21 protein-coding genes are annotated in these 22,496 nt (G+C 44.1%); 10 read left to right on the top strand and 11 right to left on the bottom strand.

The genetic code is table 11. From position 1 onward, the window contains the following. Positions 1-9 precede the first annotated feature (9 nt). A complete protein-coding gene (locus tag N483_RS18975; RefSeq protein ID WP_023400614.1) occupies positions 10-1,647 on the bottom strand; it encodes an endonuclease in 1,638 nt (545 codons plus the stop codon). Between the two features lie 270 nt (positions 1,648-1,917). Between N483_RS18975 and N483_RS18970 the strand changes: the two genes are divergently transcribed. From N483_RS18970 to N483_RS18955, 4 genes are all read left to right on the top strand, one after another. Beyond that, the gene (locus N483_RS18970; protein ID WP_023400613.1) at positions 1,918-3,738 is read left to right on the top strand and encodes an assimilatory sulfite reductase (NADPH) flavoprotein subunit; all 1,821 of its coding nucleotides are present in this window, start codon (positions 1,918-1,920) and stop codon (positions 3,736-3,738) included. Positions 3,739-3,789: 51 nt separating this feature from the next. Continuing rightward, positions 3,790-5,514, top strand: coding sequence for an assimilatory sulfite reductase (NADPH) hemoprotein subunit (cysI, locus tag N483_RS18965; RefSeq protein ID WP_023400612.1), 1,725 nt, complete (start codon positions 3,790-3,792; stop codon positions 5,512-5,514). A 38-nt stretch (positions 5,515-5,552) separates the two neighbouring features. After that, a complete protein-coding gene (locus N483_RS18960; protein ID WP_023400611.1) occupies positions 5,553-6,293 on the top strand; it encodes a phosphoadenylyl-sulfate reductase in 741 nt (246 codons plus the stop codon). A gap of 186 nt (positions 6,294-6,479) precedes the next feature. After that, a complete protein-coding gene (locus N483_RS18955) occupies positions 6,480-6,989 on the top strand; it encodes a DUF4124 domain-containing protein (protein WP_023400610.1) in 510 nt (169 codons plus the stop codon). Positions 6,990-7,033: 44 nt separating this feature from the next. Here the strand turns inward: N483_RS18955 and N483_RS18950 are convergent, their stop codons facing one another. From N483_RS18950 to N483_RS18940, 3 genes are read right to left on the bottom strand one after another with little or no spacing between them, the layout of a single operon-like run. Next, a complete protein-coding gene (locus N483_RS18950; RefSeq protein ID WP_023400609.1) occupies positions 7,034-8,137 on the bottom strand; it encodes an NAD(P)/FAD-dependent oxidoreductase in 1,104 nt (367 codons plus the stop codon). Between the two features lie 5 nt (positions 8,138-8,142). Further along, a complete protein-coding gene (locus N483_RS18945; RefSeq protein WP_023400608.1) occupies positions 8,143-8,601 on the bottom strand; it encodes a PaaI family thioesterase in 459 nt (152 codons plus the stop codon). Positions 8,602-8,619: 18 nt separating this feature from the next. After that, on the bottom strand, positions 8,620-9,006 hold the full coding sequence (locus N483_RS18940) for an RNA-binding S4 domain-containing protein (RefSeq protein WP_023400607.1): 387 nt from the start codon (positions 9,004-9,006) through the stop codon (positions 8,620-8,622). A gap of 162 nt (positions 9,007-9,168) precedes the next feature. Here N483_RS18940 and N483_RS18935 point away from each other — a divergent pair, with 162 nt between their 5' ends. Continuing rightward, entirely contained in the window at positions 9,169-9,441 is a 273-nt protein-coding gene (locus tag N483_RS18935) for a hypothetical protein (protein ID WP_023400606.1), read from the top strand. Positions 9,442-9,523: 82 nt separating this feature from the next. Here the strand turns inward: N483_RS18935 and N483_RS18930 are convergent, their stop codons facing one another. Next, positions 9,524-10,513 (bottom strand): extracellular solute-binding protein, encoded by a 990-nt coding sequence (locus N483_RS18930; protein WP_023400605.1) that lies wholly within the window; start codon positions 10,511-10,513, stop codon positions 9,524-9,526. 51 nt (positions 10,514-10,564) lie between these two features. On the opposite strand from N483_RS18930, the gene N483_RS18925 reads away from it, so the two are divergent. Then, complete coding sequence (locus N483_RS18925; protein ID WP_080672639.1) at positions 10,565-13,288, top strand: putative bifunctional diguanylate cyclase/phosphodiesterase; 2,724 nt, start codon at positions 10,565-10,567, stop codon at positions 13,286-13,288. A gap of 68 nt (positions 13,289-13,356) precedes the next feature. On the opposite strand, the gene N483_RS18920 is transcribed toward N483_RS18925, so the two are convergent. Then, entirely contained in the window at positions 13,357-14,019 is a 663-nt protein-coding gene (locus N483_RS18920) for a DUF2959 domain-containing protein (protein ID WP_023400603.1), read from the bottom strand. 86 nt (positions 14,020-14,105) lie between these two features. On the opposite strand from N483_RS18920, the gene N483_RS18915 reads away from it, so the two are divergent. From N483_RS18915 to dtd, 3 genes are read left to right on the top strand one after another with little or no spacing between them, the layout of a single operon-like run. Next, positions 14,106-14,978 carry a virulence factor BrkB family protein gene (locus tag N483_RS18915; RefSeq protein WP_023400602.1) on the top strand — a complete coding sequence of 291 codons (873 nt, stop codon included), beginning with the start codon at positions 14,106-14,108 and terminating at the stop codon, positions 14,976-14,978. Between the two features lie 9 nt (positions 14,979-14,987). Further along, positions 14,988-15,938 (top strand): alpha/beta fold hydrolase, encoded by a 951-nt coding sequence (locus N483_RS18910; RefSeq protein ID WP_023400601.1) that lies wholly within the window; start codon positions 14,988-14,990, stop codon positions 15,936-15,938. Position 15,939: 1 nt separating this feature from the next. Then, complete coding sequence (dtd, locus tag N483_RS18905; protein WP_023400600.1) at positions 15,940-16,377, top strand: D-aminoacyl-tRNA deacylase; 438 nt, start codon at positions 15,940-15,942, stop codon at positions 16,375-16,377. On the opposite strand, the gene N483_RS18900 is transcribed toward dtd, so the two are convergent. Further along, a complete protein-coding gene (locus tag N483_RS18900; protein WP_036976791.1) occupies positions 16,374-17,069 on the bottom strand; it encodes a spermidine synthase in 696 nt (231 codons plus the stop codon). The two genes, dtd and N483_RS18900, sit on opposite strands and share 4 nt — an antisense overlap. A 163-nt stretch (positions 17,070-17,232) precedes the next feature. Between N483_RS18900 and N483_RS18895 the strand changes: the two genes are divergently transcribed. Beyond that, positions 17,233-18,126 (top strand): bifunctional GNAT family N-acetyltransferase/hotdog fold thioesterase, encoded by an 894-nt coding sequence (locus N483_RS18895; RefSeq protein WP_023400598.1) that lies wholly within the window; start codon positions 17,233-17,235, stop codon positions 18,124-18,126. A gap of 52 nt (positions 18,127-18,178) precedes the next feature. Here the strand turns inward: N483_RS18895 and N483_RS18890 are convergent, their stop codons facing one another. The 4 genes from N483_RS18890 to N483_RS18875 all read right to left on the bottom strand — a co-directional run bounded on the left by N483_RS18890 (position 18,179) and on the right by N483_RS18875 (position 22,457). Then, positions 18,179-19,198, bottom strand: a complete 1,020-nt coding sequence (locus tag N483_RS18890; protein WP_023400597.1) for a phospholipase A — start codon at positions 19,196-19,198, stop codon at positions 18,179-18,181. 173 nt (positions 19,199-19,371) lie between these two features. Beyond that, positions 19,372-20,142 carry a 3'(2'),5'-bisphosphate nucleotidase CysQ gene (gene cysQ, locus N483_RS18885; RefSeq protein WP_023400596.1) on the bottom strand — a complete coding sequence of 257 codons (771 nt, stop codon included), beginning with the start codon at positions 20,140-20,142 and terminating at the stop codon, positions 19,372-19,374. Positions 20,143-20,154: 12 nt separating this feature from the next. Next, positions 20,155-20,751, bottom strand: coding sequence for an adenylyl-sulfate kinase (gene cysC, locus N483_RS18880; protein WP_023400595.1), 597 nt, complete (start codon positions 20,749-20,751; stop codon positions 20,155-20,157). Between the two features lie 11 nt (positions 20,752-20,762). After that, on the bottom strand, positions 20,763-22,457 hold the full coding sequence (locus N483_RS18875) for an SLC13 family permease (protein WP_036976795.1): 1,695 nt from the start codon (positions 22,455-22,457) through the stop codon (positions 20,763-20,765). Positions 22,458-22,496 lie beyond the last annotated feature (39 nt).

The following is a 22,496-nucleotide window of genomic DNA, read 5'->3' as shown; positions in this document are numbered from 1 at the left end:
ACTCTTTAACTACCAAATTTGCTCGACAAACTCAGGGTGATCGACAAACGGGTTGCGATTACCTTGATATTCATAGGCAGCTTGGTTGCGAGCACGTTCAATGGCATCAACAGGGTCTTGTTGATGCCAGCGCTTAAGCATGGCTATTACCCAAGGCTCAAATACCAACCCTGAGGTGCCATTGAGCACATCGCTACCGTAGCTTGATTTGTTGTGCCACCCGGCAATGACATTTTCATACCGTGTTGCCATGTAGAAGTAAATGCGAGCAAAGTCACCTTTAAAGGCATCGATGGGTTCGAATACGGTACCGTTATAGTTAATCCCGGATGCACTGCCTAACTTACTGCCATTTGAAGAAGTGTAACTGGCGCTGCCAACTTCACCAAAGGGGAAGCTATTGCGTTTAGCATTAACAAAACCATCTGAGGCAACAATATGGTGTACATCTGAGTTCATTGGCTCGACCTTGCCGCCAAACCAGCTTTTAGGAAATGAATGTTCGCGATTGTAACAATCTCCCTCAGCTCGGTAGCTACCGCATTGACCACTGACTGCAACAAAGTTAATGGTATCTGCGCCACTTGGTTTCTCAGAATAACGATCCAGCACCGAGTTATCTTGCTCGAAATAGCGGTCGCGTTCATGTTGATCAATAAAAGACCACAGCGCCCCATAGCCTTGGTTGTTGTGGTTCTTTATGATTGCATGGAGTTCGGATTTAAGAGCAAGCCCCGTAAGCCCAGCTGCGGTGGCATAGTATCCTGTGGGGTCTTGGCCATTGCCACCATCGTTACCTAAAGTAAATTGTTTTTGCTCTCGAGCGGTGAATTGTCCACCTGAAATTAATATTTGACCATTGTGGCTAAACTCATAGTGTCCATTGCCGTGTGAACAACAAATACCATCGCCGTAGCTATCTGAAATGGTAAAAGTGTAGGTATCGTCTGTTAAGCACAAGGTGTCCGAAACTGTCTGGTTATTACTGTATCCGCTGCCACTTTTGATGACTTGTCCTGCTTTGTTCTCCAACTGCCAGCTGGTTTCACTGCCATAATTGTCTGTCAGTAAACTAAAGGCGACTGTGTTGTGCTGACAACCTGTTGGTGGCGGGGGAGGCGGTGGGGGCGGATTGACGTCTGTGCCGGTAGAAAAGTTATCAACGTATACAACTTCGCTGCCATCAAATCCGGTAACATCATAAAATCGTAAACCGATTTCAATGTTTTTAGAGGTACTGGCCTTGTATTGGTAAGTCAGCTGTTGCCATTGCCCTGTTTGCTGTGCATTGGAATAGCTGTGATAACCATCAACATATATCCGTGACTTAACGCCCCCTTCGGTATGGTAAACCCAAGTGCTAAAGTCATAGGTTTGTCCTGCAACCACGGCAATACTTTGGCGTATATCCGTATTGCCCTGCGTTGGTGTGTTCACGGTGATAGCGGCGGCGCTTTGGCCGTGCTGTACAGGGGTGTTAACAGGTGATGTTGTGATCCCTGAATCAATGGTAGTCCAACTACTCGGGGTGTTTTGTTGCCATTGTTCAAAGCTACCATTGTCAACTTGTGTGTGGCCTGATGAGCTGTAAATACCTGCTAAAATCGCAATTTGTATATACGCCCGGTTTTTTATGTTTCGTTTCATTTTGTTCTCTTGTTATTTTGATCTAATAAATCACGGGCGCTAAAACTCCACACCCGTTATTAAAATGCTAATAAAAATTAGATCAAAAAATAAACATTTCTTTTAATCTGTTTTCGTTGGTGTTTTTTTCTTTTCATAACTAAAAGGAATAACAAAGCAGATACTGTTCTTTTTGTTAAGAGATAGGAACAGTATCCTGCATGCTATTAAATGACCTGCACACTAAAGTGCCAGAGCAAGTAAAACGAAATGGGTTACGGGGAATAGACAATGTTGTTAAGTCAACTGAGTGCTGCGGCAAGTCCGCTTTCACAAGAACAACTGCAAAAGTTACAGGGGTTAGTGGCAGAACTAAACCCAATTCAACAAGCTTGGGTGAGTGGTTACTTGGCTGCAAATGCCAATACTGCGGCGCTTGGTGGCGTGCTTGGTCAAGCAGCTGCGCCAGCGCAAGATGCTGCTCCATTGACTATTTTATATGGTTCGCAAACGGGCAATGCCAAAGGTGTTGCAGCGCAGCTTGAAGCACAAGCTAAGTCACGAGGCTTAGAGGTCAAGCTAGTTAACATGGCGGACTATAAGTCTGGCAACTTAAAGAAAGAAAAATTTATTGCCGTTGCGGTATCGACATACGGTGAGGGTGAGCCGCCAGAAGATGCTGAAAATTTACATGAATTCTTAGTTGGTAAAAAAGCACCTAAGCTAGACGGTGTTAAAATTGCGGTATTAGGTTTAGGTGATTCAAGTTACGAGTTCTTCTGTCAAACAGCGATTGACTTTGAAGAGCGCTTACAGAAGCTCGGTGCCGAAAGTGTCGTTGCTCGCGCTGATTTAGATGTCGATTACGAAGAGCAGGCTGAAGCGTGGATCGCGTCAGCGCTAGATGCATTTGAGCCAGAGCTCAAAGCACAGCAAGCTGCAGGTGGTGCCACGAATGTTGTGAGTGCCCCTTTTGGCGCACCGCAAGCTGCACATAGCCAGTATACAAAGCAAAATCCATTCACTGCTGAAATTGCGACCGCTGTGAAGATCACAGGTCGTGATTCGACTAAAGATGTGCGCCATATCGAAATTGATCTAGAAGGTTCTGATATCAGCTATCAACCAGGTGATGCACTCGGGGTGTATTTCCTAAACGATGAAGTGCTGGTTGATGAAGTATTAAAAGCATTAAATATTGCACCAGAAAGTGAAGTTACGCTGGGCAATGACATCTTGAGTGTTCGCGATGCACTGATTGAAAAGCTCGAATTAACCCAGTCATACCCTGGGTTTGTAGAGAAGTATGCAACAGCCACTGGGAATGAGGACTTGGCGAAGCTAGTTGCAGACAAGGCGGCACTGCGTGAGTATTTGGAAGCGCGTCAGATATTTGATGTGATCAAACAAAATCCGAGCGAGATTGCAGCACAATCACTTGTAGAGTGTTGCCGTAAACAACAAGCGCGTTTGTACTCTATTGCATCGAGCCAATCAGAGGTAGAAGAAGAAGTTCACCTCACAGTGGGTTTGGTTGAATTTGACGCGTTTGGTGAGCAGCATTTTGGTGGTTGCTCTGGGTTCTTAGCGCATCGCGTTGAGGAAGGCACTAAGGTCAAAGTGTTCAGTGAGCACAATGACAACTTCCGTTTGCCAAGTGATGATAATACGCCTGTGATCATGGTTGGTCCAGGCACTGGTATCGCGCCATTCAGAGCGTTTTTACAAGAGCGAGATGCCCGTGAAGCTGAAGGGGATAACTGGTTATTCTTCGGTAACCCTCACTTTACACAAGACTTCTTATACCAAGTAGAAATTCAAGGGTATGTGAAGTCAGGATTGCTAAACCGAGTGGATTTAGCATTTAGCCGGGATCAGGCAGAAAAAATTTACGTTCAAGACCGCTTACGTGAAAAGGGCGAAGAAGTTTTTGCTTGGTTAGAAAAAGGTGCGCATTTCTATGTGTGTGGTGATGCTACACGCATGGCCAAAGATGTGCATCAGGCGCTGCTAGACATCGTTAAGACCTATGGTGGTAAAGATGATGAGCAGGCCGAGCAGTATTTGAAAGAGTTGCGTAGTGCTAACCGTTATCAAAAAGACGTCTATTAATAGGCGTCATCACGCACTTTTACCGTCACTGTATAGAATTTAGGAAAAACCATGAGCAATCAAGATTACAAGCCCAATAGTAAGCACGATCCTGCGGCTAAATTTGCTGACAACGAGCGTTTAAAAACAGAGAGTCAGCACTTGCGCGGTACCATTGAAACCGATTTAGGCGACCAATTAACAGGTGGCTTTACCAAGGACAACTTCCAACTGATCCGTTTCCATGGCATGTACCAGCAGGATGACCGAGATATTCGTGCTGAGCGTACTAAGCAAAAGCTAGAGCCGCTGCACAACGTGATGTTACGTGCACGTATGCCAGGTGGTATCATTCAGCCAGATCAGTGGTTAGCCATTGATAAGTTTGCTGAGGAGAAAACCTCTTATGGCAGTATTCGTCTGACAACACGTCAAACATTCCAGTTCCATGGTGTATTAAAGCCGCATATCAAAGAAATGCACTTAACCTTGCATGATGTGGGTATCGATTCAATTGCAACAGCGGGTGACGTTAACCGAAATGTACTCTGTACAACGAACCCTGTTGAGTCAGAGCTTCACCAAGAAGCGTATGAGTGGGCTGCGAAGATCTCTGAGCACTTACTACCAAAAACACGTGCCTATTTAGAAATTTGGCTAAATGGCGAACGTAAAGATTCAACGGATTTAGAGCCTATTCTAGGTTCTACTTATCTACCGCGTAAGTTTAAAACCACAGTGACTATTCCACCGAATAACGAAGTGGACGTGCACGCCAATGACTTGAACTTTGTGGCTATTGCTGAAGAAGGCAAATTGGTCGGTTTCAATGTCCTTGTGGGTGGTGGTCTTGCAATGACTCACGGCGATGTAAATACTTATCCGCGCCGTGCTGATGATTTTGGTTTTATTCCTCTTGAGCATACATTGGCAGTAGCAGAACATGTGGTCAGTGTACAGCGTGATTGGGGTAACCGTGTAAATCGTAAAAACGCAAAAACTAAATATACATTAGATGCATTCGGTATTGATGCGTTTAAAGAAGAAGTTGAAAAGCGCGCAGGTGTGAAGTTTGAACAAAGTCGCCCATACGAATTTACTCACCGTGGCGATCGCTTCGGTTGGGTTGAAGGCATTGATGGTAAACATCACCTGACTTTATTTTTACAAAGTGGCCGCATTTTAGATTATCCGGGTCAACCTCTGAAAACGGGTTGCCGCAAAATTGCAGAGATCCACAAAGGCGATTTCCGCATGACTGCGAACCAAAACCTGATCATTGCTGGTGTTGCAGAAGAAGACAAAGCTGAGATTGAAAAAATTGCCCGTGAGCACGGCTTAATCGATGACTCACATACCGAGCAGCGCAAGAGTTCAATGGCATGTGTGGCACTGCCTACTTGTCCATTGGCGATGGCAGAAGCTGAGCGTTATTTACCTGAATTGGTAGAGAAAACGGAAGCGCTATTGGTAAAACACAGCATTCCAAATGATGACATCATCATGCGTGTTGTGGGTTGTCCAAACGGCTGTGGCCGTGCGATGTTGGCGGAAGTGGGCTTTGTTGGTAAAGGTCCTGGTAAATACAATGTATATCTTGGCGGTAACCGTGAAGGCACGCGTGTTCCTAAACTTTATCTAGAAAACGTCAGTGAAGATGTCTATCTACCTGCACTAGATGAGTTGATCGGTCAATGGGCTGGCGAGCGTCAAGAGCAAGAGTGCTTTGGTGATTTTGTGATCCGCAAAGGCATTGTTGCGGAAGTAAAAGTTTCAAAAACGGATTTCCACGCTTAATAACAAGGGCCCGATAGGGCCCCATAATAGGACAAGCTATGAGCGAATTTAAGCAAATATTAACCCTAGATAAAGCGACACAGCAGGCACTTCTTGCCGATGCGAATGGCATGTTGGCACAAAAAAGTGTTGAAGAACGTGTTGCTTGGGCGCTTGAGAATCTGCCTGACACCCATATGCTGTCGTCAAGTTTTGGTATTCAAGCAGCGGTGATGCTGCACCTCGTATCACAGCAGAAAAATGATATTCCTGTGGTCTTAACTGACACCGGTTACCTATTTCCAGAAACTTACCAGTTTGTGGATGAACTAACTGAAAGGCTGAAGTTAAACCTTAAAATTTACCGCAGCGAATACAGCCCAGCCTGGCAAGAGGCTAAATTTGGCAAGCTTTGGGAGCAAGGCGAAGCGGGTATTAAACAGTACAATACTCTGAATAAAGTCGAGCCAATGACTAGAGCATTGAAAGAGCTGAATGTTGGTACTTGGTTTAGTGGCTTGCGTCGTCAACAGTCTTCATCACGCTCTGATAAGCAAATCTTGGAAATTAGCCGAGGCAGTGTAAAGGTTTATCCTATTATTGATTGGCACAACCGAGATGTTTATCAGTATTTGACGAAACATGACTTACCTTATCACCCGCTTTGGGAGCAAGGATATGTGTCTATGGGTGATGTGCATACGACACGTAAATTAGAGCCTGGCATGACAGAAGAAGAAACCCGCTTCTTTGGTCTTAACCGCGAATGTGGCTTGCATATTGACGGTGATGGCATCTAATTTTTGACTTGAGTCGCACACTTAGGTGGCGACTCAAAATCTTCCCTTTTTATCTATTTCCACCCTCTGTGTTTCTCTGTCATTTCATATCTTTTTGTATTGATAATTTTCTGCCCAATTGTCAAACTGTACGCAATACCAAGCTATACTATAAGAGTGTGGCCTCAAGCAAAAAGGAGTGCCGAAATGAAATCTGCAAGTTATCTATTAATCATGATGATGCTGGTTGGATTGGCATCGCTTTTTATTATTAAACGCCCAGATGGTAAACCTTATCTTAGCGTCGATATGATCTTTGGCGAAGCTCAGCAGCAAGCAAATTCATTATTAGACAAATCAAAGCGTGAACTCAACAATGTTGTTGATTCTGCAAAAAGTGCCCTAGGTGATGAGACACAAAGTAAATCACAAGCGACCATATATAAATGGCAAGATGCCAAAGGTAATTGGCATTATTCAGACAGACCGAATAGTCGAGTAAATAGCCAAGTACACACCTTGGATCCGACTAAAATTACCATCATGGCTGCTGAAAATACAGACATACTCAAGGAAAAAGCTGAGCAAGGGGATCAGTTAGATGACAAAGGTAGTATGAATAGCATGAAGCCAAGCGAAGTGAAAAAGCTGGTCAAAGATGCGCAAAATGTCCAAAAACTGATGGATCAAAGAGCTAAACAACTTGATGATACATAACAGTGACAAATCAGCATAAAAAAGGCGACCTCGTGTCGCCTTTTTTATTCCGTAGGATCGAGCTGTTCTCTCACTAACTTAGCAATTGACAAGCTAGCAGTTAACCCAGGAGATTCTATGCCAAACAAATTGATCAGCCCTTTGATACCATGTTGTACTTCGCTATCGATGACAAAATCTTGTGGACCAACTGTTTGCAGCTTAGGACGTATCCCCGCGTAGTCGATATGTAGCTTGCTTTTGTCAACGCTTGGCCAATATCGCTGTATCGCTTGATAGAATGTTTCTAATGCACTGGAGTCTGTCGTGTAGTCTAGTGACTCGATAAACTGAGTATCTGGGCCAAAGCGCAGTTGACCCGCAAGATCGAGTGTGGCATGAATACCCAGCCCATGCTGTTGAGGCACAGGATAGATCAAATGTTTAAATGGATGTTTGCCTTGATAGCTAAAATATTGGCCACGGCAATAGTGAAGTGGTGGGATATGTGTATGGTTCAATCCGGAAATTTTAGCTGCATTGTGCTGAGCAAATAAGCCGCCTGCATTGATCAAGTTTGTACAACTTAGTTGAAAAATCTCGCCTTCACAGTTGAGATCGACAGTAAACCCTTGTGGTGTAGGGTGAGCGGCAACAAATTCAGTATTCGGCACATATTGGCCCTGACTGCGCTCAAGTTGCGCAATCAAAGAGAGCATCAATTGGTGACTATCTACTATGCCTGTGGAAGGCGAAAACAGGCCTTCTTGAGCGCGGACCTGTGGCGCTTTAGCCTGTAACTCTGCTTTACTGAGCCAATATAAGTCAGTGACTCCATTGTGTTTGGCTTGTTGAAATAGTGTCTCAAGTACCTGTGCTTCTTCAGCAGTTTGTGCCGTGATCACTTTACCTAATTGTGCAAAAGGTACACCGTACTCTTTACAGTGTTGATAAAGCATGGCTTTACCCTCAACGCAGTGCTGTGCTTTACCACTGTTACTCGGGTAGTAAATGCCGGCGTGGATCACTTCACTATTGCGGCTGCTGGTATGCTCGCCAAAGTGTGAGCCTTGCTCAATCACAATGACATCTCGGTTTTGGCTGAGTCTGGCCGCTGTCGCTAAACCGACAACACCTGCGCCAATCACGAGCGTATCGATATGTTCCATGGTATTTATTGACTCGACTTTTTATCAGGGCGCTCAATTACGGCCGCAGTCATTCTTGATATGCAACACAGCTCGCCTTTGGCATTGGTTATTTTAACCTCCCAAACCGAGGTGCGCTTGCCAAGGTGGAGTGGTTTGGCTGTTGCACTCAAAATACCGTTGCGCGATGCCTTGAGATGATTGGCATTGATCTCCTGACCAACACAGTAAAAGCGTTCAAAGTCGACGACAAAATTTGCCGCATAACTGGCAACGGTTTCCGCTAGCGCGACATTGGCACCTCCGTGAACCATACCGATCGGGTTGTGATGGTGTGGTGTTGCGGGCATAGTGGCAACGAGGTAATCATCGCCAATTTCGCTTATTTCTATGCCAAGTGTGGCCATCAATGAACCTTTGCCATGCATGCCTTTATCTAAGGATTGACAAAGTTCTTTGGTAACAGGCTTAAACCAAATGCTCATACACTATCTGCTCCTTGCCTAACCAAATGAAATTGGTCTACGGCCAGTTTTACTATCTACCGATGGTTGTTTTTTACGTTTTTTATTGGACGTTTTACTTTTTGTCGGTTTATTGGCCGTCGCCTTGGGTGCCGATGGGCGAGGTGCTTCTGGTGCTGGGCGCGGGTTGGGTTGTGCGTCCTCAGAAAGGGTTAATTTAAATACCTCACCGTCAAATTGCAGGGTATCACCAGAATATATTTTTTTACGCTTTTGTGTGCAAAGCTCGTCATTCACAGCCACATACCCTAGTGTAATTAGCTGCTTAGCTTGTCCGCCCGTTTCTGCGAAATCGAGCACTTTAAGCAGGTTACACAGCTCTATCGGCTCTTCTTCCAGTTCAATTTCAATGTATTCTTGATTCATATCACAACTCTCAATGCGACTTTGCGACAGTATACCGCGCAGTTAAGATGAATGACGAAACTTTTTCGTGATTGTGGTGGTCTTTAATGTAAATGCAGCATTTGGTGTGTATTTTGCTTGCAGTTTGATTGATTCCATTATGACAACACAGGGAGATCGACTATGGGTATTCGCTCTGCTTTAAAAAAAGAGCTAATGAACTTAGACGCACTAGGTTTGATGACCGCAGATGATGTGCGCGCTTACCTGAACGTCCACCTTAAAATTGCGCGCGATAAACTTTCGCTGATCTCGCGTTTTAACACGCATCACAGCCAAGTTCAGGCGGGTTTACCCAGCACTGAAAAAGCATTGAAATTTGAGCGGCATAGACTATTTAAGGACGTCGTTTATCCCAAAGCTGCTGTGCAAAAGTGGCTCTCTCAAGCCAGTTAACACAGTTCTAGCCTGTTCTAATAAGTGCACTATAGTAGGACGCTAGGTGCACCACTTTTGTAAATTATCGCAATAATTTTAGTTACAAAGACAAAATGTCATGGGCTTTTTGCGTGTACTCCAAGCTTAAATTGATGTTTTCTAGCGCTGGTTTAAAAGGCAGTTGATAGCCATCAATAGCCACTACTGGAAATTCGTTGAGTAATTGTGCATACATTTTTTGTGTTTGTGGCTGCAATAGAAAATCAATGAAAGCGAGGGCATTCTTTTTGTTTGGTGCATGTTTAGCGATAGCGGCTGTGGTGGTTGAAACAGGCGTCTGCCCGTTGGCCATTTGCAAAAAGTGCATTGCAAGTTGCGAAGCGAGTTTGACATCTTGTTTGTTGTTTGACTGTTTCATCATGTGCCAGTAGTAGTGATTGGCTAAAGCATAATGACACTGGCCTTTAGCGAGTGCACGCAACTGATCTCTGTCGCCACCTGAAGGACGTTTAGCCAAGAGTTGATTGGCGGTTGTCATCCATTGAGTATCTTGTAGGTTTTTGCCTGATAACAGACTTGCGAAGAGCGTTTTATTGTAGCTATGGCGCCAGTCTCTGACACAAAATTTGCCTTGCACTTGATGCGCACTAAATTGAGCGAATTGAGTTGGCACAAATGTGGTTTTATGACTTTGACTATCTTCACGAGTAAATAATGCTCGAGTGCGCATAGACAGGCTTATCCAACGTTGATTGGGATCCTTAAATACACTGGGTAATACCGACCAGCCCTTTAATTCTGTCATGGGTTGTAACAGATCTCGATGGGCACTCAGTTGGGCTAAATCAGAGCTTAATATGACATCTGCTCGAGAGTCAGTTCCATCAGCTTTGAGCCGTGACAGCAGGAAAGTTGATTTACCGTTGACGAGGTTGACCTTTACACCACTGTGTTGCTCAAAAGCTTGTAGCATAGGTTTGATAAGTTCATATTTGCGAAATGAATAGACGTTTAATTCATCGTCACTGGCTAAAACTTGGGTACTTAGTAGCAGAATCGGGTAAAAACAACAAAGTTTACTTTTAATCATCGCAAATAAGAATTATTATCAAGTAGTGCAATGGTACAGTGTTATGAGCGGATGTCTAGAGTAAAAAAGTGGGAAAAATTCTTTCAGTCATCGATTAAGTTCGGTGGTTGGATATACAGCGTATACTTGTGTGCTATCTGTTATATGGCCGTGGTTTTTCACGATCATTACACACAGCGTGGCCATCATCAACTCGAACAACAAGTTGCGCAATACCAATCTAGAATGAGTGAGCAGTTGCAGCGTTTCGCCCATTTACTCTATTCGATAGAGGCGTATTTGCGGGCAACGCCTGAAATCACCCCAGAGCAATTTTATCACCTTGCACAATCTCAATTGGCGGGATTAGACCTTGAACTGAGTTTGGAGTCCTATGTCATCATTGATGGCTCTCAGGTAAAGGCGTTGGAACGCCAGTATCGCGATTTGGGCTTTTTTGATTTTACTGTGCATTTACCCGAGACTGAAAGTAAACAGTATTTGACAACAGTTAAGGCGGCACCAGTATCGGAGTTTGGTCATTTGCTCGGCAGCTCGGTTGCGATTTCAGCGGCTTCTTCTGGGCGATTGCAAAAAAGCGAACTACAAGCCATTAACTGGCCGCATTCTCATCGTTGGAGTGTGGTAATTGAGCAATTTCAAAGAGATGGCGTTGTAAAGGCATTGGGTATTGGTTTCCAGTTACAACATTTGTTAGAAGGGCTGTTTAGTCAATTCTATCAAGATAATGCTCATCAAGTACGGGTGCTATCTGAACGTCAGCTGTTATTTACTTCGGATTGGCAAAGTAGCTATGGGCTAGCTGAAATACAGCCCGGAATTGTTGAAACCATGGACTTCTTTGGGCAACCAATTGCCATCCATCTGTATACACAAGAGCAACTGACACCTTCGTTACTGAATAATTACACCTTGATCATTATGATGGTGGTAGTGATTGCAGCGGCACTTGGGTTAATGGTGCTATTTCAAGTACGGTATCTATCTAGACAACATCAAACTATCAACACCATAGTGGAAGAGCGAACCGCCAGTTTGGCACAGGCCAATCAACAGCTGCAGCATGCTTCAAATAAGCGTTTGTCATCACTACAGCAGCAAATTGTTGCAGAAAGAAAATATAAAAGCCTGTTTGTGAATAGCAGTGAAGGCTTATTTGTGTTGGACAAACAAGGTGTACTGGTTGATGCAAACCCGGCATTTAAAACCCTACTGATTGGTGAAGGCCAACGACTTAATTCTTTGAAGCTCAGTGATCTTATGCTGGAGGGAGAGTTTGCTGCCAAGTGGCGCAACATGGTGATGACATTCGAACAACATGAGGAATTAGAGTGGTTGGCGGGATCAGAGCGATGCAACGGTGTTTGGCTGCGACAAACCGGCTCTTGGATCTGTCATAGTCACGACACCATTTATGAAGGAAGAGTAACGGATATTACGCAGATCAAGCTATTCAATGAACAACTTAAATACAAAGCACAGCATGATAGTTTAACAGATCTGCTCAATAGACAAACATTCTTGCAGCTAGTTGAAAAGAGCCGGCAGGGTGATTCAGGCCATTATATTCTGCTGTACATCGATTTAGACCGTTTTAAGCTGATCAATGACACATTAGGTCATCTTGCTGGTGATACGTTACTGGTCGAATTTGCCATGCGCATGCGAGAACTGGTGGGCAGCTTTGCAGATATAGCGCGGTTAGGTGGCGATGAGTTTGCCATACTTTTTGAACAGGCATCGCTTAGCGGGCCATTGGAGCTATTACTAGAAGATATTTTAGTTGCGATCCGTGAGCCATTTAACTATCAAGGGGCCAAACATTCAGTGAGTGGCAGTGTTGGAGTCAGACGTTTTACAGCACCCTGTCACAACTATGAGGCGGAAAGGTTGTTACATGATGCCGATGTGGCCATGTATGAAGCAAAAAAACGCGGAAAAAATGACTATCACATTTTTACCTCTGCAATAGCAAGTGAGGCTTCACGCCGGCTATTAATAGAGAGAGAGCTGCAAACGCTCGATATGGATAAGGAGCTATCACTGCGCTTTCAACCGATATATTGCCAGCTAGGCGAGACCATTATTGGTTTTGAGGCGCTGCTGAGGTGGCATAGTCCGAAGTTGGGTATTGTGAGTCCGGCTGAATTCATCCCTATCGCGGAAGAGTGTGCGCAAATAGTCAAACTAGGTCGCTGGGTTTTCCAGCACGCGATGCAATGTGCGCAACGTTTTCCAAACCGACATATTTTTATGAGTGTTAATGTGTCGCCTTTGCAATTGCAGCACAAGGGATTTATGCATTGGTTGGTCGCGCAGTTTGAAGCAACGGGGTTGAATGCATCGCAGTTTAAGATTGAATTGACTGAATCGGCGATGATGACGCAAGAAAACAGCTTAATCGCACCGCTACAAAAATTGGATAGTATGGGGTTTGGTATTTATATCGACGACTTCGGGACGGGCTATAGTAGCCTATCTCGACTGAATATACTGCCAGTTGATGGCTTGAAAATTGATCGTGCGTTTATTGATGGCATCGAAAAAGCGGGTAACCCTAGGCAATTGATTGAAGCCATCTGTGCGATTGCGAAAAGCTTCAATTTAACTGTGACCGCAGAGGGTATAGAGCAACCAGCGCAGCTAGCTGTTCTATCTACACTGTATTGTCAGCAAACTCAGGGGTACTTGATGAGCAAACCATTGCTCGAAGACGATGCACTGTATTTGTTACATCAAAATATGCAAAAGCATATTACAGAGCATGCCAGCTGAAACTCAGCCGTCAGTGTTTCAGCGTGCCTTGAGTACCGCACTAAATATGCTTAGTGCGGACACAAAAACTAGCCTTTGTTCATTTGCTCAATAAAGTTGGTTGAGTCAGCTATCGAGCGATTCATATCGGTGATTAAACTCTGTATGTCACGTTTTAAGCTGCTAAATTCGCCTTTGATGGCTGCGATAGCCTGTGCATTTAGGTTGTGCTTAAGATATAAGACGTTGTCTTTCATAGAGTCTAAGACCGGTTGCATCTTTGCCTCGCTTTTACGCATTGAACGTAGCAGCCTATTATATTGCTGTTGGGTCTGGATCAGTGTTTTTTCACTGCTGCGTTTAAGCTTTGGATTAGTAAATTGGTCTAGCTCTGTTTGCCACTCTTCGAAGAGTGCATCGGCAACGGATTCTACTTTGTTGATGTTATCACTCACAGATTCGGCTGCTTTGAGACTTGCTTCATAATCGCTATTCAATTGCTCGTAAACGTTTTTCAGCTCGCCCCCGTCGAAATCGATAAGCACAGACAAGCGCTCTAACGCATTTTGAAACTCTTGTTGAGAAGCTTGTTGAGATGCTTGGGTATCCTCGACGCGATCTACCAAGATATCACGTTTGTGTACGCCGACTTGCTCCCATGCAGAATAGTAAGCATTTTGTGCGCTTTTACAGCCACCAAGGATGACACAAGCGACAATTAAAACATAAACTTTTAGGTATTTTAGAGGCATACTTTATCCTTTTACTTTAAATGGCTACTTTAAATTATGAAGTGGATTGGTAAGATGTGCAAAGCAATCATTATGTATGAATTATTATGAAACAGCATTGGCCACAATTAAAAGTTCGCGCGAAAGCGGTGTTAGATGCACAGCCAAGTTGGTGGCGGCGCTTTTTTGAGCGCTGTAAAGAGGACCAGCTAACCATCAATGCAGGGTATCTAGCCTATGTAACTTTACTATCTTTAGTCCCGCTCATTGCTGTTGGCGTTGCTATATTCACGGCCTTTCCTGGGTTTGAAAATACGCGTTTGGCGATAGAAAACTTCATCTTTAATAATTTTGTTCCCACTTCAACAGACACGATTAAAGCACATATCAGTGCTTTTGCTGGCAATGCCAACCAAATGACCGCAGTGGGGATCAGTTTTTTAGCGGCGGTTGCGTTACTGCTGATCCGCAATGTAGATAGCGCCTTGAATCGAATTTGGCGAGTCGAAAGCAAACGACCCTTGATGATTTCCTTCGCAATTTACTGGATGGTTTTAACTTTAGGTCCGGTGCTGCTGGGCGCAAGTATCGGTGTGACCTCCTATATTGTGTCTTTGGTATCATTTGCCGATCAGGGGATCCCTGGGTTTAGCGGTTTGTTGTTGAAGTTACTTCCCTATGTAATTTCTATGGCAGGCTTCATTATGCTCTATACTTTAGTTCCAAATACACGTGTGTCGTTCAAAGCCGCGATACCGGGCGCGTTGTTTGCTGCTTTTTTATTTGAGCTGACGAAAAGAGGGTTTGCGATGTATATCAGCCACTTTCCGTCCTATGAGGTCATATACGGTGCGTTGGCAACTATCCCAATTTTATTTGTTTGGGTGTATTTATCATGGATGGTAGTGTTATTAGGCGCTGAGTTTACAGCTTGTTTAGCCGAACACCATAAAGAGGAGAATGACACACCTCAACAATGAGGTAAGTCCATGACCTTACTGTATCAGCCTACGGATCCGCTGCGCAGTTTTCACCTACCAGTTTCCCATGGCCATCAATTGCATATTGAGGAGTATGGAAACCCAGCTGGTATACCTGTGTTGATCTTGCATGGTGGCCCCGGTATGGGGCTGCAAAAGATGGCACAGAGCTATTTTAACCCCCAGCGCTATCGCATTATTTTGTATAGCCAAAGAGGCTGTGGCAACTCCTCTCCGCAATCGCTTGAATACAATCACACGGCGTTACTCATCGAAGACATTGTTGCGCTGTTGAATTATTTGGATATTCCTCGTTGTGTAATAGCGGGAGGCTCTTGGGGAGCGACGTTGGCGGTTTTGTTTGCGCAGCAATACAAAGAGCGTGTCTCTGGGCTGATCATTTGGGCGAGCTTTTTTGCGACGAATTCAGATCTCGCTTGGTTATATGGCGCTACGGGGGCTGGAGCACAGTTCTACCCAGAGCGTTTTGTCCAGTTTTCACAACATTTGACGGCGCATCAGCAAATTTTATCTTTATATCATGAACAGCTATTTGGTGAAGATGAGTTACAGCAGCATAAAGCGGCACAATTGTGGCACGACTGGGAAACTCAGTTAAGTGTTGATACTCAGTTGCATAGATATCAACTACCTTGTAGCGCACATTTGGTTTCGCAGGCGAAACTGATGGTGCACTACATGTCGAACCATTGCTTTTTGGAAGAGGAAACACTGTTTAACAATGCGGGTATTTTGCAGTCGCTACCAATATGGATGATTCACAGCAGGCACGATTTAGTTTGTCGGTTTGCACCTGCGCAAAGGTTCGCGGAGTTAGTGCAAGCTAGGCTACTTATTTTAGAAGGCGTTGGGCACTGTACGTCAAATCAAGTATATTCGGAGGCTATTCGCAGAGCGGCAGATTTACTGCTGTGCAAAATAGATAAAAACAGAGGTTAAAGTGCAAGGATTAATTCAAAGAGTCAAGTTTGCCAAAGTGGAAGTCGGTGGCGAAGTGGTAGGTGAAATTCAGCAAGGTATTTTGGTATTGCTCGGAGTTGAAAAACTTGATGATGAGCAAAAGGCCGATAAGTTACTGCACAAAGTGAGTAATTATCGCATTTTTACCGATGAAGCGGGGAAAATGAATTTGAGTTTGAGAGACATAGGGGGTGAGCTACTGGTGGTTTCTCAATTTACATTGGCGGCGGATACCAAAAAAGGGATGCGTCCTAGTTTCTCTTCTGCGGGCACACCAGAGCAGGCACAGCAGCTTTACGAATACTTTGTTTCTCAAGCACGAGAGTCAGGTATTACAGTCGCGACAGGTCAATTCGGCGCCGATATGCAGGTCAGTTTATGTAACGATGGCCCAGTGACTTTTAACCTGTCTGTTTAGCGCTCTATTGCAATAATATGATTTGCATAGCCGGGTACTTGATGTATATACGGCTTTTTGCCAAAATTAATGATCAGCAGATGCTCTAGCTGTTTCAATTGTGACTCATGCTCTGCAATAAAGTTGATAAATAGCACGCCCTGTTCCGTTAATGCATTGCGTAGCAGGGTGTAAAATTTGTGCTGATACAAAAAGCGTGGCGCATCTAGCTCGCTAAATAAGTCCAAGATTATCCAATCAAATGGCTGAGCATTATCCAGCTCTAATACCTTGTACGCGTCATTGCAGTTGACTTCACTGATATGATCTCCACCGAAATAACGTTTGTAGCAGTGGATGATATCAGGGTTATTTTCTACAGAGATCACTTGGCAATCTTGATGGACGCTATGCAAATAATCACGGATCGCACCGCCTCCGAGTCCTAATTCAAGTACTCGTTGTGGGGCAGGGTATTTTTGCCATAGGTCATCCAACACTTGCAAATGAGGAAAAAGCAAGTGCTCTGGGTGATTCAGTTCAACGATTGACTGTAACGTATTATTTATCAATAGCCAACGGAGCGATTTTTCTTGTCTAACTTGTATGCTCGTCTTACCGTGCTTATGCCAATATAACAAGTGACCAAGCTGGTGGCTTTGGGCTACAAAATCGTTGCTGACGGTTCCTGATTCAGTCAAAAAATCTTGCATAGTTCCATCAGCATAGACAAGGATTGAGGTAATTCCACTGTGTTTAGATGATTTTACACAATTAGTCGATGATTTTACCTTGAACATTTCCTGTTCATTATTTTTCTTGTAAGGTAGAACACAAAAATAGCACACACATGAGTGTGCATGAAAAGGAGTAAATATGTTTCCAGTCATTTCGCCACAAAGTAGCCAAGATTGGCAAGATTATTATCAATTACGCTGGCAAGTACTCAGAGCACCGTGGGATCAACCGAGGGGATCAGAGCAAGATGATTTAGAACAAGATGCAGAGCACCGATACATTAAAAATAATGAAGGTGAAGTCCTGGCGGTAGCGCGTTTGCACTTTAACAATCATCTTCAAGCTCAGGTGCGTTATATGGCCGTGGCTGAAGGGCACCGAGGGCAGCATTTAGGTAGCCGACTGCTTCATGAACTGGAAAAAATCGCCTGGACACAGGACGCACAAGAGTTGGTACTCTTTGCGCGAGAACGCGCACTGGCATTTTACGAGCGCCACGGTTATGAGGTGGTAGAAAAAGCCCATCTAGCGTACGGAGATGTACAACATTGGAAAATGGTTAAGCAAAAACCTTCAGAACCGGGTTGGTTTAGACATCCAGATTGGACGCAAGTTCTGCAAGACACATGGCGCGAGTCAATTCCGATCAGTGATGCTATGGGTATCAAGGTTGAAAGTTATACCGATTGGCAGTTTTCTACTAAGGCGGATTTAAAAGCCAACTTGAATTTACACAATTCAATGTTTGCAGGCTCTGTGTATAGCATGGCAACTTTGACAGGGTGGGGGGCGACTTATTTAGCACTTAAAGAGCTCAATTTAGAAGGGGATATTGTACTGGCGGATGCCGAGATTAAATATCTCAAGCCATTAACGACAGCGCCGGGTGCAACGGTAACTCTGTCAGAGTGTAGCGGTGAGCTAAGCGAACTCGAAACACAAGGCAAAGCGAAATACACGGTCCCAGTCAACGTCTACGATGGTGATGTCTTGGTGGCTAAGTTCTGCGGTATCTTTTTCGTTAAACGTTAACTCGTTGTATGCCAATTATCCGGCCAAATATAATTCGGCCGGATAGCAAACTTTACAGTAAATCAGTGATGGCAATGCCGAGCCCAAGTCGCTGAATATGGGCATTGTAATCTATTAAGCTCTCACCGTAGCCGTTAAAGTACTGCGCGTAGCCGCGCACTCTTCCGGTAATTGGAAATGACCAGTCTAGTTGTACGGCACCGCGGTTATCGCCGCCCGCATTGTTGCGTAACATCATGCCTACCTCGTGGTCGTTGTTGAAACGGTATGCGCCACTGAGTTCAAAATACCCCATGTATTTGTGAATATCTGGGTTATCATCACCTTTTGCCGCATTGGTATCTGGTTTTTCATCTTCAGGCAGGCGATACCAAGGTTTAAAGCTAAATACAAAGCCATTGTATTCCCAAATAAAATTGGCATAAATACGATTCCAAGAGCGGGAGTTTGGTTGACTTCTGCCGTTGGACTGATGGGAGATACCCAATACAAAGGCCATTTCATCGCCCCAAAGCACATTTTCATCATCTAAAAAGTTGACCCAAAAAATTTCGGGTTCATAGTTTGTTTCTCTAAAGGGTGATGAAATATCTTTGTTATACACCTGCCAATAAGACTGCAAAGTCACGCCCATGTATATCGCTTGGTCTTTGTCTTCAAAATCATGATAGATGGGAAGCTTCAATGAGATTTGATATTTTGCTTCCACATTGTCTAGTGGTTCACCATCTTTCTCAGTTTTATCCATAAAGCCATCAAACGGACGATTGTTTGGGTTCTTGATATAAGAAACTGGCAAGATGTAATTGCGGTGATGCGGTGTCAAAACATTGCGATTTTCTTCTGTGACGCGCTCCCTTGCCATACGTTTATCTAGTTGGCTTAAAGCTCCTATTTGCTGCTCACAATATTGGCGCACTTGTTTCACGGTTCGAGTGTCATCGCCTGAAATTGATTGATTCAAAATACATTGATTGAGCGCTGAAATTTCGTCTTTAGAGGGACTTTTCGCAACTGCATGTTGTGCAGGTAAAGCAAAGAGCAGTGCCAAAGTAAGCTTGTTAAAATCCATATTTAATTCCAAACAGGTAAGAAAATGTCCAAACAATGGGTGACAGGTAGCAAAGCTGCGATTACCAAGTCATCAGGGCGCTATAGTATAAGTAAGTGATGAAAAAGCCCAGCAGAATCAAGTGAAAGGTGGATTGGGTTTTGACAGTGCCCAAGCTGGACACTGTCGATATATTAGGCTTTGAGCCTAGAAACCACAAAATATGGGTTGAGGTAAGACTCTTTTTGATTATATGTCAGTGGTGAACCATCAATCTGAGTGACGGTGGCACCTGCAATTTTGGCTACTGCATGACCGGCACCTGTATCCCATTCGCTTGTTGGGCCAAGGCGCGGATATACGTCAGCTTCCCCTTCAGCGACTAAGCAGAGTTTTAATGAGCTGCCTTTTGGTACCATTTCAACATCATCGAATTGCGCTAAATAATCAGCAAGCTCAGCGGAGGGGTGAGATCGAGAACCAACCACTTTAATTGTTCCCTGCTGTGCTTTTTGGGTTACTTTTAGTTCAATACGGGCTTCATCACACTCTCTGAATGCGCCAATGCTCTGTGCTGCTAAGTAGCAAATATTAAGCGCAGGAGCGTACACCACACCCATAGTCGGAGTGCCTTGTTCAATCAACGCAATATTGACGGTGAACTCGCCATTTTTTTTGATGAACTCTTTGGTGCCATCAATTGGGTCTACAAGCCAGTATCGCTGCCAAGTTTGGCGTTCCTGCCAGCTGATATCTGCACTTTCTTCACTTAAAATCGGGATTTCAGGTGTTAAACGCTGTAGACCTGCGGTGATAACTCTATTTGCGGCAAGATCAGCTTCTGTCACTGGGCTGTCATCATTCTTAAATTCTATGGCAAAGTCTTTGGCATAGATCTGCATTATTTCGTCGCCTGCGAGACGAGCAAGTTCGACAAGTTCTTCGAGCAGGTCTGTATCATTCATAGGTAATCCTTGCTACTGGATGATGTTTTTATCTTTCAAATAATCAATTAATTGTTGTACGGACTGCTCAAGAGAGTTTTCACCTGTATTAAGTCTTATTTCCGGCGCAACAGGGGGTTGATAGTCAGAATCAATTCCCGTGAAATTCTTAATTTCGCCAGCGCGTGCCTTTTTGTATAAGCCTTTAGGATCGCGTTGCTCACATACTTCAAGAGGCGTATCTAAAAACACTTCTACAAACTCGCCTTCGCCTACTAGGTTTCTAACCATGTCTCTTTCTGCTTGGAAAGGAGAAATAAATGCAGTTAAAACCACAAGTCCTGCATCCACCATGAGCTTGCTTAATTCACCAACTCGACGAATATTCTCAACGCGATCGGTATCACTGAAACCGAGATCTTTACACAGTCCATGTCTAACATTATCACCATCGAGCAAATAAGTATGCACACCACTTTGATGTAGCGCACTTTCTAGTGCATTGGCCACGGTACTTTTCCCTGAGCCAGAAAAGCCCGTAAACCAGAGGATCACAGGCTTATGGCCTTTGAGCTCACTACGATGTGTTTTTTCCACGGCATAATTATGCCAAACAATATTTTTATCCATGAAGCTATCCATTAAAAGGGAAAGACCAATGGGATCAAGGTCAGGACGGTAATAGAGTAAATAATTGAAAGAGGAACGCCTACCGTGACGTAATCTTTGATCCGGTAGTTTCCTGCACTATAGACCATCAAGTTTGTTTGATAACCAAAGGGTGAAATAAAGCTTGCTGACGCACCAAAAGCAACAGCCATAATAAAGGGGAGTGGATCGACACCAAACCCGACAGCCAAAGCATATGCAACTGGAAATGACAATGCAGCAGCGGCGTTATTAGTGATAAGTTCGGTAAATACCACGGTCATTACAAAGATGGCAATAAAAGCGCCATAAGGCCCAAAATCACCGAGTAACAGAAACAGCGCATCGGACAGTTGTGTTGCCAAACCAGTTTCAATCATTAATTTGGCAAGACCAATGGCACTGCCGACAATGGCCAGCAACTCAATAGGAAAACGACGTTTCATTTCGTTGACTTTAATTGTACCGAGGGCTACTAATCCAAGTAGCAGAACCATGAGGCCTTTGACTAGGGGCACAATATCAAAGATACCCAAGCCAATCACAGCGGCAAAGCCCAATAAAACATGACCAGATTGCTGTTTTGTTAAGTGAGTTTGTAAATCCAATCCTGAAATATAAACAAATTCACGTTTTAGATCAGGCAAATTATAAAAGTCGCTGCCAGGTGCCAGAATTAATGAGTCACCCGCTTGCAGTTTCACTTTGCCAAGGCCGCCTTGCAGGCGGTCATGCCCGCGTCGAATGGCGATAACTGCAGCGTGAAACTGTTCACGAAAACGGATCTCTTTGATGGTTTTTCCGATGTATTTCGAAGACTGACTTACAACCACTTCAACTAGGTGCTCAACGTCTTTTTCGTGTTTATCATGCACAACCTGCAAGCCATCAAAGCGGCGTAACAAAGGGACTGATTTGATATCACCAACGAACAATAAAACATCGCCTTGGCAAATTTCCTGCTGCGGAGTTACGGCACAGATACGGCGCTCCCCACGAATAATTTCTGCTAAGAATAAGTCTTTTAGGTCTCTAAGACCGTTTTCTTCAACGGTGCGACCAATTAACTTTGAATCGGCTGAGACCTTGCCCTCTAAGTAAAAAGGCACAACTTCTTGGTCTTCGGTTCCGTGGTCTGGCAAGAATTTCAAGAGTAATAAAATTGTCAGCAAGCCAACAATAAGAGCGCCCGCACCAACCAAAGTAAAATCAAAAAAGCCCAGAGGGGCCATACCTGCATCAACGGCAAAGCCATTGACGATTAAATTCGTAGACGTGCCAATTAAGGTTAAGGTGCCTCCCAATATGGCAGTGTAGGATAAAGGCAGCAATAACTTGGAGGGCGAATGTGTTTGGCTCTCTTTAATGGTGCTGATCAGAGAAGCGACAACCGCGGTGTTATTAGTAAACGATGATAAGAAGGCCGTAGAGAGGCCAAGTTTCATTACGGACTTAGACAAACTGCCACTGGCAAGTGTACTGGCAAGCTTTTGTACAAGTGTAGTTTTTTCTATTGCAATAGAGACTAAGATCAACAGTACAAGGGTGATCAAAGAAGGGTTGGCATAATTTACCAACATAGATTCCAGCTCGATTAAACCAGTTAAATAGCTCACGCCAATGGCGCTGACAAATAACCAAGCCGGATTAAGTCGTGTGCCAAATAAGCACACGACTAAAGCGAGCATAATGCCTGTTAAGATGATTTGATCAACTAGCACGTTTTT

Source organism: Pseudoalteromonas luteoviolacea NCIMB 1944 (assembly GCF_001625565.1).
GTDB classification, from domain to species: domain Bacteria; phylum Pseudomonadota; class Gammaproteobacteria; order Enterobacterales; family Alteromonadaceae; genus Pseudoalteromonas; species Pseudoalteromonas luteoviolacea_F.
This window is presented reverse-complemented; position numbering and strand designations above follow the sequence as displayed.